The 17548-nt window shown below is 52.0% G+C and carries 15 protein-coding genes; all 15 read right to left on the reverse strand.

Annotated elements, in window-relative coordinates; translation table 11 throughout:
* Nucleotides 1–23: 23 nt before the first annotated feature.
* Nucleotides 24–1145, reverse strand: coding sequence for a sodium ion-translocating decarboxylase subunit beta (locus DPEP_RS10970; protein ID WP_005662089.1), 1122 nt, complete (start codon nucleotides 1143–1145; stop codon nucleotides 24–26).
* 16 nt (nucleotides 1146–1161) lie between these two features.
* Nucleotides 1162–1566, reverse strand: a complete 405-nt coding sequence (locus DPEP_RS10975) for a biotin/lipoyl-containing protein (protein WP_005662090.1) — start codon at nucleotides 1564–1566, stop codon at nucleotides 1162–1164.
* Between the two features lie 30 nt (nucleotides 1567–1596).
* The gene (locus DPEP_RS10980) at nucleotides 1597–2004 is read right to left on the reverse strand and encodes an OadG family protein (RefSeq protein ID WP_005662091.1); all 408 of its coding nucleotides are present in this window, start codon (nucleotides 2002–2004) and stop codon (nucleotides 1597–1599) included.
* Nucleotides 2005–2020: 16 nt separating this feature from the next.
* On the reverse strand, nucleotides 2021–3580 hold the full coding sequence (locus tag DPEP_RS10985) for an acyl-CoA carboxylase subunit beta (RefSeq protein ID WP_005662092.1): 1560 nt from the start codon (nucleotides 3578–3580) through the stop codon (nucleotides 2021–2023).
* 12 nt (nucleotides 3581–3592) lie between these two features.
* Entirely contained in the window at nucleotides 3593–4546 is a 954-nt protein-coding gene (gene meaB, locus DPEP_RS10990; RefSeq protein WP_005662093.1) for a methylmalonyl Co-A mutase-associated GTPase MeaB, read from the reverse strand.
* 4 nt (nucleotides 4547–4550) lie between these two features.
* A complete protein-coding gene (locus tag DPEP_RS10995; protein WP_005662094.1) occupies nucleotides 4551–4964 on the reverse strand; it encodes a cobalamin B12-binding domain-containing protein in 414 nt (137 codons plus the stop codon).
* A gap of 29 nt (nucleotides 4965–4993) precedes the next feature.
* Entirely contained in the window at nucleotides 4994–6676 is a 1683-nt protein-coding gene (locus DPEP_RS11000) for an acyl-CoA mutase large subunit family protein (protein WP_005662097.1), read from the reverse strand.
* 30 nt (nucleotides 6677–6706) lie between these two features.
* Complete coding sequence (locus DPEP_RS11005) at nucleotides 6707–8332, reverse strand: hypothetical protein (protein WP_198003077.1); 1626 nt, start codon at nucleotides 8330–8332, stop codon at nucleotides 6707–6709.
* 199 nt (nucleotides 8333–8531) lie between these two features.
* On the reverse strand, nucleotides 8532–8780 hold the full coding sequence (locus DPEP_RS11010) for a hypothetical protein (RefSeq protein WP_005662100.1): 249 nt from the start codon (nucleotides 8778–8780) through the stop codon (nucleotides 8532–8534).
* A gap of 97 nt (nucleotides 8781–8877) precedes the next feature.
* A complete protein-coding gene (locus DPEP_RS11015) occupies nucleotides 8878–9849 on the reverse strand; it encodes a Gfo/Idh/MocA family protein (RefSeq protein ID WP_156775123.1) in 972 nt (323 codons plus the stop codon).
* A gap of 47 nt (nucleotides 9850–9896) precedes the next feature.
* Complete coding sequence (locus DPEP_RS11020) at nucleotides 9897–10550, reverse strand: purine nucleoside phosphorylase YfiH/LACC1 family protein (RefSeq protein WP_198003078.1); 654 nt, start codon at nucleotides 10548–10550, stop codon at nucleotides 9897–9899.
* A gap of 77 nt (nucleotides 10551–10627) precedes the next feature.
* The gene (locus DPEP_RS11025) at nucleotides 10628–11947 is read right to left on the reverse strand and encodes a bifunctional folylpolyglutamate synthase/dihydrofolate synthase (protein WP_005662105.1); all 1320 of its coding nucleotides are present in this window, start codon (nucleotides 11945–11947) and stop codon (nucleotides 10628–10630) included.
* Nucleotides 11944–14607: a valine--tRNA ligase gene (locus DPEP_RS11030; RefSeq protein ID WP_005662106.1), complete on the reverse strand. Its 2664-nt coding sequence runs from the start codon at nucleotides 14605–14607 to the stop codon at nucleotides 11944–11946. The genes DPEP_RS11025 and DPEP_RS11030 overlap by 4 nt, the downstream gene beginning before the upstream one ends.
* Before the next feature lie 12 nt (nucleotides 14608–14619).
* Entirely contained in the window at nucleotides 14620–15231 is a 612-nt protein-coding gene (gene yihA / locus DPEP_RS11035; RefSeq protein WP_005662108.1) for a ribosome biogenesis GTP-binding protein YihA/YsxC, read from the reverse strand.
* Entirely contained in the window at nucleotides 15231–17546 is a 2316-nt protein-coding gene (lon, locus tag DPEP_RS13325; protein ID WP_005662109.1) for an endopeptidase La, read from the reverse strand. The genes yihA and lon overlap by 1 nt, the downstream gene beginning before the upstream one ends.
* Nucleotides 17547–17548 lie beyond the last annotated feature (2 nt).

Genomic DNA, 17548 nt, shown 5'->3' on the forward strand with positions numbered 1-17548 from the left:
CACACACCCCCTAGTTATTTTCATCAACTCAAAAGAGTCAACATAACCGACGCGGCGACGGCTGTCCCTATGACGCCTGCGACGTTGGGTCCCATTGCGTGCATCAACAGGAAATTCCCTGGGTTCTCCTTCTGGGAGACGTTCTGAACGACCCTGGCCGCCATAGGAACGGCGGAGACCCCTGCGGCACCGATCATCGGATTTATCTTTCCGCCGCTCATAATCTTCATGAGCTGACCGAAGAGGGTTCCTCCCACAGTGCTGGCGACAAAGGCAACCAGGCCGAGGACGATGATCTTGATGGTGTCGATCGTAAGGAAATCGGCGGCGCTCATGGTCGCACCGACGGAAAGCCCGAGAAAGATCGTGGTGGCGTTGAGGATCTCGTTCTGAGCGGCTTGGCTCAGCCTCTCGGTGGCTCCACATTCCCTGAGAAGATTTCCGAACATCAGAATACCGATCAGGGGAACAGACATAGGAAGCAACAACCCAGCCGCCACAGTACAGACTATCGGAAACAGGACCTTTTCCAGTTTGCTGACCGGTCTGAGGTTATCCATCCTGATAGCCCTATCTGCCTTGGTGGTGAACATCTTTATCACCGGAGGCTGAATTAGAGGCACCAGAGACATATAGCTGTAGGCCGCCACTGCCACAGCTCCCAAAATCTGAGGTGCCAGCTTCATGGTGAGATAGATGCTGGTGGGACCGTCGGCACCTCCGATGATAGCGATGGAGGCCGCCTCTTTTACGGAGAAGCCCAGCATCATCGCTCCGAAAAGGGCGATAAAAACACCTAGCTGAGCGGCGGCGCCGAGCAAAAAGGTTATCGGATTGGCCAGCAGAGGGGCGAAATCTGTCAAGGCCCCTATACCCATGAAGATTATAACGGGATATATCTCATGCTGAGTACCGAAAAATATGTATCGGAGAAACCCGCCTTCATCCATTATTCCCGAGAGGGGAAGGTTCACCAGGACACATCCGAAAGCGATAGGCACCAAAAGCAGAGGCTCGAAGCCCTTTACAATGGCCAGGTAAAGGAAGACGAAGGCCACCAGGAGCATCGCTATATTGCCCCAGGTCAAAGCGGCGAATCCGGACTCGCCTAAGACCTTCGCCAAAGACTGGAGATACAGCTCCATGGCCCGCTCCTCCGCTCTAGCCGATCACGGCCAGGACGTCGCCGCTATTGACAGATGCGCCTTCTTTGGCCGCCAGCTGAGTTACCGTTCCTCCGACGGGAGCAACGATCTCGTTCTCCATCTTCATGGCCTCTAGAATCATGAGAACATCTCCGGCAGAGACTGAGGATCCCTGTCCGGCCACTACCCTGAGGACCTTGCCCGGCATAGGTGCCGTCACCGTCTCCCCTCCAGCCGGAGCGGCAGGAGCGGGAGCGGGCGCAGGAGCAGCCGCTTTTGGAGCCGGAGCGGCGGCAGGAGCCGCCTTAGGGGCAGGAGAGGGTGTCGCAGGGGCAGCCGCGCTCTGAGCACCTCCGCCAAGACTTTCTACCTCTACCTCGTAAGCAGTTCCATTCACCGTCACTCTGTACTTATCCGCCATAGTAATAGTCATCCTCTCGTGTTTTATGTGTTATCTTCTTCCGCCGACATTCCAGGCGGAACTATCCAATCCCTGCATACCATCAAAACGTCCCCAGCTGGACCACCCGTTGGCCCCGGCGTTTTCCTTGCCAGCGGGCCTTACGTTGACGATTCGGACCCCTCGTCCCAGCTTGGCTATCAAAGCTCCTGTGATAGCCGCGACTACCTCCTCGGAGGAATCGCTGGACCGTACGGACGAAGCGGTACTTGGCTGAGCCGGTTTACTAGGTGCACTTCCCGTAGAGACCCTGGAGGTCGGTGCAGACCCCTTCTGTCCAGCGAAAAACCTTATCGCATAGATGACGAAGGTAAGTCCTAAGAGGACGAAGAAAACTATGCTGAAAGCTATGAGAGACAGGCTGATGGCACCGTGTACACCTTCAAATAACTGATTCATGCTGTGTCACCTTCGCTTAGTGAGGCATCACGCCGTGTTTCTTTCGGGGAAGGGCCTGTCGCTTCGTTCCGTTGGAGCGAAGGGCCAGGATGACCTCCTGTCGCGTTTCCTCAGGAAGTATGACCTTATCTACCAGTCCTCTGCTAGCGGCCTGATAGGGGTTGGCAAAGGCCTCCTCGTACTCGTCAATCTTCTTCTGTCTCATGGCCTGCTGGTCCTCGGCACCGGAGATCTCTTTTCTGAAGATGATGTTAGCGGCTCCCTCAGCTCCCATGACGGCTATCTGAGCCTGAGGCCAGGCCAAGACGGTGTCGGCCCCCAGGGACTTGGCGCACATACCCAGATAGGCTCCTCCATAGGCCTTACGAAGCACCACAGACACGAGGGGTACGGTCGCCTCGCTGTAGGCGTAGAGAAGCTTGGCTCCATGTCGTATTATGCCGCCCCATTCCTGGCTCTTCCCTGGAAGGTAGCCGGGGACGTCGATGAGAGTCACGATCGGAAGATTGAAAGCGTCGCAATGGCGGATGAAGCGGCTTGCCTTGTCGGAGTTGTCTATATCCAGACAGCCAGCCATCTTGTTGGCCTGGTTCGCCACTATCCCGACAGGCTGTCCGCCGAAGGAGCCGTAACCTATGACCATGTTGGTGGCCCACATAGGCTGAACCTCGACAAAACGTCCGTCGTCCACGATCCTGGAGATGACATCTCTGACGTCGTAGGCTTTGTTGGGATTGGTTGGAACTACGTTCCTGAGGTCCATATCCATCCTGTTGGGACTGTCCGAGGTCTCCTTGATGGGAGCATCGCACATGTTGTTGCTCGGCAAAAAGCCCAGAACGTCCCTGACCTGCTTGAAACATTCGGCCTCATCGTTGGCGAAGAAATGGGCGTTGCCGGACTTGCTGTTGTGGGTCTTGGCTCCGCCGAGCTCCTCGCTGGTGACCTCCTCGCCGGTGACGGCCTTGATCACAGCGGGACCGGTTATATGCATAATCCCGGTTTTATCCACCATGAAGATATAGTCGGTCAGTGCGGGGCTGTAGACGGCTCCACCGGCGGTAGGACCGACTATAACGGAGATCTGGGGGACGACTCCGCTGGCAAGGGTGTTCTTGTAGAAAATCTCTCCGTAACCGTTGAGAGAATCCACCGCCTCCTGTATCCTCGCTCCGCCGCTATCGTTGATCCCGACTACGGGGGCACCGTTCTGAAGTGCCAGATCCATGACCTTGCAGATCTTCTTTGCGTGCATCTCCCCGAGAGAACCTCCGAGGACTGTGAAATCCTGGCTGAAGACGTAAACCTTCCGTCCTTCCACCGTTCCCCATCCCGTTACGACACCGTCTCCGGGGAATTTCTTGGTCTCCATTCCGAAATTATGGCAACGATGCTCCACGTATTCGTCTATCTCGACGAAAGACCCCTCGTCGAGCAGAAGGTCTATTCTCTCCCTCGCGGTCAGCTTGCCCTTCTCTTTCTGCTTAGCTACGGCTTTTTCGCCGCCTCCCATGTTCACCTTTTCTCTTTTTTCCAAAAGGCCGTTACAGAGCTCATCAATCGACTTTATAGCCATTCCCATTCCCTCCTAAACGTATTGACCGGATCGGACCTCGTCCAAAGCGCTCACGAGCACATCCTGAGCCACCCGATAGGGATCGGTTTCCTTTCGATAGAGATTTTCCAGCACGGACTCCTCCTGACGCCGATCCCAAGCTAATTCTGTTGCCTTGGCGATACGACGACGGACAATTTCCTCCACCTCCCATTGAAGCCGTCTTTTTAAACGAAGCTCCCCTTCCTCAGATGTCTCGAGATAACGACGGTGACGCTCTATCGTATCGGAGAGCTCCTCAAGTCCGCTACCGGTTTCAGCGGACGTAAGGGTAACCGGTTGATACCATCCTGTGCCATCGTGGAACATCTTAAGCATCAGCTGGACCTCGGCGGCGACCTTGTCGGCACCGTCTCGATCGGATTTGTTTATCACGAAAAGGTCGGCTATCTCCATAATTCCGGCCTTCATTATCTGCATATCGTCGCCCATCCCGGGGACCAACACCAGACATACGGTGTCGGCAATCTTAACCACATCTATCTCGGACTGACCGACTCCCACGGTCTCCACGATGACGATATCCTTGCCGCAGGCGTCTAGAATGAGAGCACCTTCGTAGGTGGATTTGCTCAGTCCACCTAGGGAACCACGGCTCCCCATACTCCTGATGTATACATCAGGATCTCCACTATGCTCCTGCATCCTAATACGGTCCGCAAGGATGGCCCCTCCGCTGAAAGGACTGGAGGGGTCCACCGCTATTATGCCGACCGTCTTTCCCTGCCCGCGGAACGATGCGATCATCCTGTTGACCAGCGAGCTCTTACCCGATCCCGGACTTCCGGTCACACCGATTATATGGGCTTTCCCGGTATGAGGATATATCTCTCTCATGATCTTCTCGGACCTAGCCGTCTCGTTCTCTACCTCAGAGATCAGACGGGCCATGGCCCTGACGTCTCCGGACAGGGCTTTCTCTATCATCGATCTACTCGGCTTCCCGTTTCTTGGCGACCGCTTCTTTCAACCACGTGGCACAGGTCGACGTAGGCGTTCCGGGACCGAAAATAGCGCCAGCTCCCATCTCCGTCAAAGAAGGGATATCGGCTTCCGGTATGACCCCACCGCCGAAGACTATAATGTCCTTTGCGTCTTTTTCGGCAAGGCCCTCTATTATGGCCTTGAAATAATGATGATGAGCTCCGGAGAGTATGCTTATTCCGATGGCGTCAACGTCCTCCTGGATCGCGGTGTCCACGATCTGATCGACGGTCTGACGAAGACCGGTGTAGATTACCTCCATGCCGGCATCCCTGAGAGCTCTGGCAATTACCTTGGCTCCTCGGTCATGGCCGTCGAGGCCAGGTTTCGCTACGACAACTCGAATTTTACGATCACTCATTGAACAGTCTCCCCCCAAATGGATACGTCCTACAGGACGATATTTTCCTTGTACTCTCCGAACTCCTCCCGAAGGATCCCGCAGATTTCGCCCTCGGTGGTATAGCAACGAACGGCGTCCAAAATGGCGGGCATCAAATTCGCACCCTCGTCCTTGGCCGTCTCTCTTATCTTATCGAGAGCGTTATTCACCGCTATGTTATCTCTGGACTCACGAAGCTCCTTGAGCTTCTTGGCCTGATTGGTACCTACCGACTCGTCAACCTTTAGGAGCTGGAGGGTCCCTTTTTCCTCCTCGACGGTAAACTTATTCACCCCTACGACAATTCTGTCGTTTTCCTCGATGGACAGCTGATAATCATAGGCGGCATCCTGAATCTGCTTCTGGACGTACCCCTTCTCTATAGCGCTCATCATCCCACCCATCTCGTCTATCTTGGATATATAGGCCATAGCCTGATCCTCGATCTCGTTGGTGAGGCTCTCTATGGCGTAGGATCCTGCCACGGGATCTACCGTGTTACAGACTCCGGATTCATGAGCTATGATCTGCTGGGTCTTGAGGGCAATGCGGACGCTCTTCTCCGTGGGAAGGGCAAGAGCCTCGTCCATGCTGTTGGTGTGCAGAGACTGGGTCCCGCCCAGGACCGCGGCGAGGGCCTGTATGGTGACCCTGGCGATGTTGTTCTCCGGCTGCTGAGCCGTTAGGGTGCAACCGCCGGTCTGGGTGTGGAAACGAAGAGAGAGAGCCTTGGGATCGGTGACATCGAACCGATCTTTGAGGATCTTGGCCCAAAGTCTCCTAGCTGCTCTGAACTTGGCGATCTCCTCGATAAAATCGTTGTGAGCGTTGAAGAAGAAGGAGAGACGCTTACCGAAAACGTTGGGATCCAGCCCGGCTTTTATAGCGGCTTCCACGTAAGCGATGCCATCGGCAAGTGTGAAGGCCACCTCCTGAACGGCGGTACTTCCAGCCTCGCGGATATGATAGCCCGAGATGGATATGGTATTCCACTTCGGCACGTTTCTGCTGCAGAAATCGAAGATATTCGTTATCAACCTCATAGAGGGCTTGGGCGGAAATATATAGGTTCCCCTAGCGATATACTCCTTGAGGATGTCGTTCTGGATCGTACCGGAAAGCTGCTCCATCGAAACACCCTGTTTTTCGGCAACCCCTATATACATCGCCAAGAGGACGGAAGAAGGAGCGTTGATCGTCATAGATGTGGAGACCTTATCCAGCGGAATCTGATTGAACAGTATCTCCATATCCGCAAGACTGTCTATGGCGACTCCAACCTTGCCGACCTCACCGGCTGCCATTGGATGATCCGAATCGTAACCTATCTGGGTGGGAAGGTCAAAGGCGACGGAAAGCCCCATCGTTCCCTGCTCCATGAGCATACGATAACGACGATTGGAATCCTCGGCAGTAGCAAACCCGGCGTACTGTCTCATGGTCCAAAAACGACCTCTGTACTGAGTAGGCTGGACCCCTCTCGTGTAGGGATAGGATCCCGGAACACCCAGATCCCTCTCATAATCGACTCCCTCGATGTCAAGAGGTGTATACAGACGCTTCAGCGGTATACCACCACCGGTGGTAAAACTCTCTCTTCGCTCCGGACGCTTGACGATGGTCTTCTCCACCGAAGCGTCGTAGCTTTCCTTCAGCCTACGGACTTCTTCCAAAATCTTTTTGTCAAACACGCTCTTTCCCCCTTAGTGTACGCTTATAGCCTATAAAAGATCCGGCCAAACCGGAAGCCAACCTCGATAAGAGATCATACCAAAATCTGCGATGGTTGATAACATGTTTTTGCTAGGATAGCCCGAAGAATATACAGTATCCGGATAAAAAATCTTGATAAAAAAACTATTCGTTTTTAAAGGAAAAATATTTTTTTTCGACAGACTGCTGGAATAGTAAACCGTTCCTCCGGTGTTTTCAACTGCCAATATCAAATTATCTGAAGGTATTTTCGTGATCCAAGCCGATATTGAAACACCGTTCATAAGACAAAATCTTAAAATTCGAGAAAGTTGTTGCTTACTCAGTTCTATGGATGAATCAAGTATCAGCTGGGACACGGGAAGTCCTTCCTCCCAGATCATTCTGAGTCCTCTTTCCAGGGAGTTATCCTCCTCGGATATAAGCAACGCCTTGGTGTCGCTTATTCTATTCAGATTTTTACCGGAAACCAGAATGGCTTCGGAGCCGACTTCGTCTTGAATAGAAAGTATTCGACCGGGCTTCATGGTATCCTGCCATACAGTCGACAAAACTCCGCTCTGGCTTTTGGTGTAGCTTATCAGAGGACCGTTTATGGACATCCTAACCGATATCGCCGAACCTTGATCCTCGTTTATTTCCTCAAAAAGAGGTTCATACAGGATCACATCTCTCGTCAACCCCTTTTTCTTCAACGGGGTTGGGGTCAATGCGGTTATAGATCTACCATCGGCTTTTATTATGTAGACTTGGTCTTTCATCCTGGCCATGGAAAGCCCCTCTTCTACCTCTATTTTGTCGGAGATTTCCCAATGCCCGTCCTCTTCGGGAGAGAAAACCGACATCGTCCCATAATCGGAAAGGGACAGCAGATCGCCACCCACCCCCCACAGAAGGGAACGAGGAGCCTCTTTATCAAGTTGAACGTAGTTTTGATCACCCCATGAAAAGATAAAAACCTTATCACCGTTCCTGTCGGAGACAGCAACTGAAGCCCCCCTTACGGCTAAGCCCCTCGGCTCGAAGATACCGGTTTGGGGAGGGGACCATTCGGATATTCGCTTTAAGGACGGATATTCGTATAGCCCCACTTTCCTAGTGTCGGGAAGAGCGGCTACCATCCTGGTATCAGACAAAAAAGCGATGCTTTCTAGAGATTCTCCAAGATCTCCGCTTCTGACGACCTTAAAGAGAGCATCGTCCTCCTCATACTCGACGACTATTCCCTTTTCCGAAGCCACGACGAAGTGATTCAAACTAAGAGGAACCAAGCCCACAGGAGATTCAAACGACAGCTCCCTGTATTCCATAGGGGAAAAAAACTGGACCCTGTCGGAAATTCGATCGCATAAGGCCAGGCTATCTCCGAAAAAACCGCTGCCAGCAAGGCCCAAGGTACCGGTAGCAATCTGAGGAGGCAACTTGAAAAAAGCCTTCAAAGATTGTGAGTATCCCCGGTACTTAACCGGGATTCTCCTAAAGGGATCGCCGTCGTTATTGGAAAACCCCTTGAAAAATCCCTTAGCTGTAGCGTCTCTGGGACGAACCTCCAGATAGGAGTTCAAATCTGACAGTGCCCTTTCCGACAGCCCCATGGCCCTCTCCACTATAGCCTTTAAAAGGTAGCAATCCACGTTATACGGGTCTGCCTTGAGACTATCGTCAACGCTCTCCAGAGAACTCCAATACTTTCTTTCAATTAATTTTCTATAAGAATCGACAAAAAACCGTTCGGAGATTATTCTATCTCCCTTTGCCGGTTGAATTGGCTCTTGGGCTTTCAAGGACCCAACCGATATAAAAATCAAAACAGATGCCAGTAGACAGATCTTTTTAACCATGTAAAAAAATTCCTCCCTTCAGGACGTCGATGCCGGCGAAAGAGGCCAGTCCGAGAGCGATAGAAGCGGCAAAGAGGAAACCTATCAAAGCTCTAAGATAGAGAATAGACCCTGCTCCTCCCGGTATAGTTCCCTCCGATATTCTCCTCACTACCCTTGCGAAAAACAGACATAGGCCGAAACATCCTAAAGCCAACAATGCCTGAAGATTTACAGCCGGTATGGACTTAAAAATGCTCATTTGGAGCCCTCCCCTACAGTTATCGAATCGCCATAAAAAAAAGGAAGAGGCAAGCCTCTTCCTTTCATTTTACACTACTTAAAGTCATACAGTAGGGCTATACAGCCTCTTTCGTATGAGCCGATAGCGAGTTATTTCGGTGTATCTGTTTCAATACCTCCACAGCAATCTCCAAGGCTCTCTTGCCATCGGAAATGCCCACCAACGGCTGTTTGCCGTCTCTGACGCAGCTTACAAAGTGCTGCAGTTCCAGCTTAAGGGGCTCGCTCTTGGGAAATACGGGGTGCTCTATGACCTCAACTAATCCGGTACCGCTTTGGTTTACACAGCGGTGTATGGATACGTCCTGGGTTTCGTAGTTTATGGAAAGGTACCTCTCCGGCTCCATTATCTCCATCTGACGAAGCCGTCTCTCCGAGACTCGACTCACGAGAATATGTGCCATCGACCCATTTTCGAAGGAAAGTTGAGCGGAGGCTATGTCCTCGTAGTCGGAACAAATCTTTCTACCGGTAGCGGAGATATTCTCTATAGAAGAATTCACCAGAGATAGCACGATGTCTATATCGTGAATCATAAGATCCAAAACCACTCCCACGTCGCTGATCCTGGACGAAAAAGGACCGAGTCGCCTCGACTGAAGGAACATGGGCTTGTGAGATATCTTTGATACGTACTGTATGGCACTGTTAAATCTCTCTATGTGCCCTACCTGAAGCACCAGATCCTTCTCCTCCGCCATTGTCAAAAGCTGTTCCGCCTCTTCGACGGTGGTAGTGACCGGCTTCTCTATCAATACGTTGACCCCTCTGAGGAGAGCCTTTCTCGCAACCTCGAAATGGTCCACAGTAGGAACCACTACGCTGATACCGTCGGGACGTGCCGAATCGAGAAACTCATCTATATCGCCGTAATACGGAACCCCGAGATGTTGACCTATAGCGGAAGCCCTTTCGGAGTTTTCATCCATCACCCCGACGAGCTGAGCTCCCAATATCTCGGTGTAAATTCGGGCGTGATGCTGCCCAAGATGGCCTACTCCAACGACGCCCATTCTCTTCAATTCCACCAGTACTCACTCCAATCGGCCTGGTTCTATTGTTCCCGTCTACAGTATCACAGATAAACACCGAAAGTGGCATCTATTGACGAAAAAAGTACCATTCGGTTCTCTTTATCCCCGCTTCGATAGGATAGATACCGAGAAGAGTTGCAGAAAGTACATTCACCATGAACAGCGATATTCTTCGGGTCAATACCCAATCCCTCGATCTGACTTCTTATAGCGGGAGCCATGTCGAACCATACGGAGTCGCCGTCTTGTCTCCAAAAGTCACTTTTAAGCAAACACATCGCTTTATCGGTCCAGGGATCGTCGATTCTTCGGCTATAACAACAAGGTCCTATTCCAGAACCTATCCAGGCACGAGATAGCTCTACATCCACGTCCATCGTCTCCAGAAGTCTGCGCCATCCGGAAAGGACTATATTGTCAACAGTTCCCTTGAATCCCGAATGGAGAAGAAGGCGCCAAGGCGCGGGAGAGTTTCCCGAAAGCAGGACGGGGTAACAATCCGCTACCTGAATCGTCCCTATGAATCCTCCGGATGTCAGTAAGACGCCGTCCCCGAAGGGCCGAGAGACGAGATCGTCCCGATCGGTAACTATATCGACTCCGTGCACCTGTCTAGGGGAGATCACGGTTCCCAAGGTCGACAGGGACATTATCACTTCGTCCTGAGGGCGAAGATCGGAAGAACGCAACGTCATAGCGCCGCGAACGGAGTTCCCCTCCAAAAACTCGAGCACATCTCCATTTGTTCCGGTCGACACGCGAAAGGAAGGGGTCATGGCTTTACGTAGTTCCTGTATATCCAGGACAATAGATAGAGACTCCCGCAGCCAACAACGATGTCGCACTCTTTCGAGGCGAGATCCAGGGCTTTCGATGGATCGGTTACGGCTATCGGAGGGGCCGCCCACCTCATGTCCCTCGCAGCCAGAACCAGTTTTTCGGCTTCGGCACACCTCTCGTTATCGGGGATCTCGGTGCAGTAGAGCCGACAGGACATGCTGCAGGACAATATACCTAACACGGTGGTGTAGTCTTTGTCGGACATGGACGTATAGACGACTCCGAGACTTCGAGATCCGACCAGATTTCCCAAAGAGGCTACCAAAGCCGACATTCCGTGAGGATTATGGGCTCCATCCAGAAGCAGAGGAGGCTCTTTTCTAAATACCTCCAACCTTCCAGGCCATTTAGTGGAGGAGAAACCTCTCAAGAGATCCGCCTTATTTATACGAGGAAAGTCTTCCATGAGGATATCGCAGGCCAGATAGGCCATACGAGCGTTGTCCGCCTGGTATCTACCCAATAAAGACAGGGCTAGATCAACGATCTCTCCCTGTCTTTTAAAAGATACCGTCGTACCTGAAAGGGACAGGGATAAATTGTCCAAATCTATAATTTCATCCGCCACGACATCGGCACAACCTCGATTATCGCATATCTCTCTGAAACGGCGAGAGAGCTTTCCTCCACCATCTCCGGCAAAGACGGCTCTTCCCCCATCCCTTATGACTGCAAATTTTTCCTCCGCCACCGCCTCCAGTGTATCTCCGAGAAAGTCGCTGTGATCCAAGGCGATAGGCGTGACCACCGACAGCCTGACGTCGCCCAACACATTGGTGGCGTCCAGACGGCCTCCCATGCCGGCCTCAATCACCGCTATATCGGGAGATCTCTCGGAGATCAAAGTCAAGGCACATACCGTCATGATCTCAAAATAAGTAGGCCTGTCCTCTTTTAGCGAGGGGTCTTCTTCTACACAGTCAAATATCCGAAGAATCGATCTCCTCCAGGCTTCTGGAGATACACATTCGCCATTGAGGGTTAATCTCTCTCCGAAATGCAGAAGATGGGGACTGGTGTAGAGAGCTGTAGAATATCCCGAGCTCCGTAACGCCGCCTCTATCAAGGCGGAAGTGGATCCCTTACCGTTGGTGCCGACCACGTGGATGGCAGGAAAAGATCGTTCGGGATTTCCCATGATGTTCAAAAGACGGATGACCCTGTCCAGCCCGGGATGTATCCCCGGGCTGGACAGATCTGTCATAAGCCTCTCGATCTCGTCATATCTCTCTATATCTATTTTTTCGTTCATTTTTCGGAAAGGCTAGCGATGTTTTCCGCTATTCTACGAATTTTTCTTTGGAACTCCTCTATTCTATCACGCTCTTTTTCCACGACATCCTGAGGAGCCCTTTCGACAAAATTCGGGTTGGCCAGCTTTTTTTCGCTCTTGGAGAGGTTGTTCTCCATCTGTTCCTTTTCCTGCCCCAATCTACTTATTTCAGAGTCGATATCCAGGAGGTCTCCTACCGGCAAATAGACTATACCAGAGCCAAGGACGGAGCTGAGAGACTTGCCGGGAGCATCGGATCCAGTCGGGATCACCGATATCCTCTCCACCTTGGCTAGGAGGGATATCATGTCCTCATTCTCCTTCACCAGTTCGATTGTATCTCTCGAATCGGTCCTCACCACCACGGAATCTACAGACTTCTGAGGAGGCAAACCGGCCTCGGCTCTAAGGTTTCTTATGGCCCTTATCATATCCTGGAGGGTCTCCATGGATTTTCCCAGGGCATCGGAGTTCTCGTCGGAGGATCTGACCTTCCACTCCTCCCTTTCCATAGGCTCCTGTCCAAAACCGAAAGCCTGCCACAGCTCCTCCGTCAGGAAGGGAATAAAGGGGTGAAGCAACGAGAGGGTCTCTTTGAAGACGTCGAGAAGAACCCAGAGGGTGGCTTCCTTTCTGTCCTCCCCCTCGTCTCCCCAGAGAGCGGGTTTGCTCATCTCAACATACCAGTCGCAAAGGTCTCCCCAGATGAAATCGTAGAGCAACCTGGCAGCATCGCCTATGAGATATTCGTCCAGATAATCGGTGACCTGTGAGTTCACCTTGGACAGCCGATCCATTATCCACTTATCGTGAAGCCTAAGGTCCTTCTCATCAGGTCGGGAGGGGTCCGAGTCGCCCAAATTCATCAGTGCAAAACGGCTGGCGTTCCATATTTTATTGAGGAAATGCCTGTAGTTCTCTATCTTGCTTGGACTTAGGAGTATGTCCCTTCCGGGCATCGTAAGGGCAGCTACGGTAAAACGAAGGGCGTCGGCGCCGAACTGGTCGATCATGATAAGAGGATCGATCACGTTACCCTTGGACTTGCTCATCTTCTGTCCCTGCTCGTCTCTCACCAAGGCATGGATGTAGACGTCGTTGAAGGGGATCTCGTCCATGAACTCCAGCCCCATCATTATCATCCTAGAGACCCAGAAAAAGATTATATCGAATCCCGTAACCATCAGGGAAGTTGGGTAGAAATGCTCCAACTCCTCGGTCTTATCGGGCCAGCCCAAGGTCGAGAAAGGCCACAGGGCGCTGCTGAACCAGGTATCAAGCACGTCCTCGTCCTGAATCAAGTCGGACGATCCGCATTTAGGACATCCTGTCGGGTCTTCCTCGGCGACCACTATATGTCCGCAGTCCTGACAGGTCCAGGCCGGGATCCGATGTCCCCACCAAAGCTGACGTGAGATACACCAGTCCCTGATGTTCTCCATCCACTGATAGTAGGTCTTGGTCCAATGTTCAGGCAGCCATCGGATCTCGCCGTTTTCGACCGATTGGACTCCTCTGTCGGCCAAAGGCTTGGCCTTGACGAACCACTGTTCGGACAGATAGGGTTCCACAACGGTGTTACACCTGTAACAATGGCCGACCTGGTGAGGAAGATCCTCGACCTTCTTGAGGTAACCCTGTTCTTCAAGGTCCGAGACGGCCTTCTTCCGTCCTTCCTCGACGGACATACCTACATAGGGACCGGCGTTCTCGTTCATCACGCCCTGGGCATCGATCACCTGGAGCTGTTCGAGGCCGTGTCTCTGCCCCACCAGGAAGTCGTTCGGATCGTGAGCGGGAGTTATCTTGACGAACCCCGTTCCAAACTCGGGATCCACCATATTGTCCTCTATTATGGGTATCTCCCTGCCTCCGGTTAAAGGAGCCACCACTTTTTTGCCTATCAGAGAGCGGTTATTCTCGTCTCTGGGATGGACGGCTACTGCGACATCTCCAAGGATGGTCTCAGGTCTGGTGGTGGCTACGAGGATATGTCCACCCTCCCCGACGATCGGATAGGCGACGTAGTAAAGCTTACCTGGCTCTTCCGAGTGCTCTACCTCCAGATCGGAAAGGGCGGTCTGACACCTGGGGCACCAGTTTATAATGTATTTACCTCTATATATGAGTCCTTTTTCATAAAGCCTAACGAAGACGGCACGTACCGCCTTGGAGAGCCCCTCGTCCATGGTGAACCTCAGACGACGCCAATCGCAGGAATTCCCTAGCTTTTTCTGCTGGTTTATTATCCTGTTGCCGTATTCCTCTTTCCACGCCCATACCCTGTCGATAAAATCCTCTCTGGACATATCGTGTCTGGAGATACCCTCTTTGGCAAGCTCCCTCTCCACAACGTTTTGGGTGGCTATCCCGGCGTGATCCGTTCCGGGAAGCCACAGGACGTTATAGCCTCTCATCCTCTTGTATCTGCAGATAATGTCCTGAAAGGTGTTGTTGAAGGCATGCCCCATGTGAAGAGATCCGGTCACGTTAGGGGGGGGGATGACTATGCTGAAGGCCTCTTTCTCCTTGTCTACGTCCGCCTCGAAGAGTCCTTTGTCCAGCCACCACCGATAAAACCTGTCCTCGATCGGTTTAGGATCGTAGTTTTTGGAAAGCTCTTTGTTCCTCTCTGTCATCTTTTTTCCCCCTTAACTATCCACATAACGGTTCCACTCTTCCAGGTAAGCCGATATGAAAGTCCGCAACTCGTCTATTCCCAACTTCCCTTCCGTAGAGGTGAGGATAGGGACATCGACGGATTTCAAACCAGACTTAATATACTTGTGAAGCTCGCCTTTCCTTTTTCCCCTGGCTATTTTGTCCACCTTGGTAAAGACCGTGAGCATTGGCACGCCAAGAGCGGAGATCCACTCCTGAAGCTCTACATCGTTCTTCAGGAGTCCGTGACGAAAATCGACCAAGTGTATGACCAAGGATAGATTTTGCCTGGAAGATACGTATTTCTCTATCAGCTTACGCCACTGGTCCTGTTCTTTTTTGCTCCTCGACGCAAATCCGTATCCAGGAAGATCGACCAAGGTGAAGGGACTTCCCCCAGAGGCGACCTCGAAAAAATTTATGCTTCTCGTCTTTCCTGGCTTCGAACTGATATGGGCTATTTTCTGATCGATGAGGGCGTTCAGCAAACTGGACTTTCCCACGTTTGATCTGCCTGCCAAGGCGATCTCAGGAAACTTAGGTTCCGGAAACTGACGGGCCTCGAAGGCCGTTTGGACAAGTTCCGCTCTCCATCTGGACATCAATCGGACTCCAAGGCGTGCTTAAAGACGTCTTTGGCGGAGGAGACAAAGACGAAACGAAGGCCGTCCTTAACCCACTCTTCAAGTTCTTCCACGTCGGGGCGATTGCCCTCGGGAACGATGATCCTCTTGATACCGTTTCTCTTGGCGGCCAAAATCTTTTCCCTGATACCCCCAATCGGGAGGACCTGTCCTAGGAGGGATATCTCGCCAGTCATAGCCACATCCGGAAGGTATCTTCTACCGGCCAAAACCGACAATATGGCTACAGCCATGGTTATACCGGCAGAAGGCCCGTCCTTCGGAATGGCGCCTTCAGGTACATGGAGATGGACGTCGAGACCGCTCCAGTCGACATCTTTAAGGCCAAGCTGTCCACCATGACCTTTCAGATATCCCATTGCCGTCTGTGCCGATTCCTGCATGATGGAACCTAGGTTGCCGGTCAAGGTGACCTGCCCCTTCCCCTCCGTCGAGATAGCCTCTATCACCAGGACCTCACCACCAGCTTGAGTCCAGGCCAAGCCCAAGGCGACTCCCCTGCGAGGACTCTTGGGAAGCCTGAGATCGTACCGTTTAGGAGCACCAAGATAGTCTTTTAGGTTTTTAGCGGTCACCTTTATAGGTCCGACTTTTTCGTCGGAATTCTCCGATTCGACGATCTTCATCGCTGCTTTCCTACAAAGGGAGGCGATGTTCCTCTCCAGGTTTCTTACGCCCGCTTCTCTCGTGTACTCTCCCACTATCTTTCGATAGACTCCGTCGGAAATGGTAAGGTCTTTCCTGCTCAGGCCGTTCTCTCTGAGAAGCTTAGGCAACAGGTGTTTCTTCGCTATCCTCAGTTTTTCCTCCATAACGTAACCGGAAAGCTCTATAACCTCCATACGATCCAACAAAGCGCTTGGGATGGTATGGGTGACGTTTGCGGTGGTAATGAACAGGACCTTGCTGAGATCGAAGGGTACCTCCAGATAATGGTCCACGAAGCGATCATTCTGCGACGGATCTAGTACCTCCAAAAGAGCCGATGCCGGATCCCCTCTGAAATCGTTGCCCAGCTTATCGATCTCGTCCATCAACAACACCGGGTTCTTGGTCCCCACCTGCTTTATCTTCTGCATTATCCTACCAGGCATGGATCCAATATAGGTCTTCCTATGGCCCCGTATCTCAGCTTCGTCTCTTACTCCACCCAGAGACATGCTGACGAACTTTCTTCCCATAGCATCTGCGACGGAACGGCCTAACGAGGTTTTTCCGACCCCGGGAGGCCCGACAAGACAGAGAATTCCTCCTCTGGCTTGGTCTCCCGCCAGTTTCCTGACCGCTATGAATTCCAGGAGGCGTTTCTTTATCCTCTCGAGACCGTAATGATTGGACTCCAAGACGGAACGCACAGAGGACAGGTCGAGATTGTCCTCTGTTTCCTTGTGCCAAGGCATCCCCAAGATCCAGTCTATATAGCTCCTCACGACCGTGGCCTCCGCCGATAGAGGCGGCATCTTGCCCAATCTTCGAAGTTCCTCCCTGGCCCGTTCCTCCACTTCCTCTGGAAGCTCTGCATTGAGGATCTTCTTTTCGTACCCGTCCAGTTCGGATTCCGAATCATCCTGCCCTAACTCGGAACGTATGATTTTCAGCTGCTCCCTCAGATAATATTGCTTCTGCCCCTGTTCCAGCTCCTGTTGAACTCTGTCGTGGATATCGTGTTCCAGTTTCAGAAGTTCGTTTTCCTCCAGTAACGTCTTGAGAAGAAGCTCCAACCTCGTATCCATGCGGTTGCATTCCAAGAGATTCTGTTTTTTGTCAACATCTATGGTCAGATGAGACGCGACCAGGTCGGACATTTTATCCAGGTCTTTCACAGAATTGACCGAGATGAGGATCTCCGACGGAAGTTTTGGGTGAAGGGTTACGTATTCCTCGAAAGCCAGCATGACACTTCTCTTTAGCGCCTCTATCTTTTCATCTTTCCTCCATCGCCCTGTCTCAACTGGTACGATATCGGCCGATAGGACATCCCTCTCCTTGACGAACGATCTGGCTCTCATTCGTCCGAGCCCCTCAAGTAAAACCTTAGTCGATCCATCCGGAACCCTGACCATCTGAAGTATATTACAGAGAGTTCCCATAGAGTAAAGATCGCCGTCTCCGGGATCCTCTACCGACAGGTCCATCTGGGTCGCGACGAAAATCTTGCGATCCTCGAGTATGGAAAGCTCAATAGCCTTGAGGGATCTGGGACGTCCTACGAAAAGAGGAGCAATGGCCCCCGGGAACATCACCATGTCCCGAACGGGAAGAACATAGGCCATAA

The sequence above is a fragment of the Dethiosulfovibrio peptidovorans DSM 11002 genome (assembly GCF_000172975.1).
Taxonomy (GTDB): Bacteria; Synergistota; Synergistia; order Synergistales; family Dethiosulfovibrionaceae; genus Dethiosulfovibrio; species Dethiosulfovibrio peptidovorans.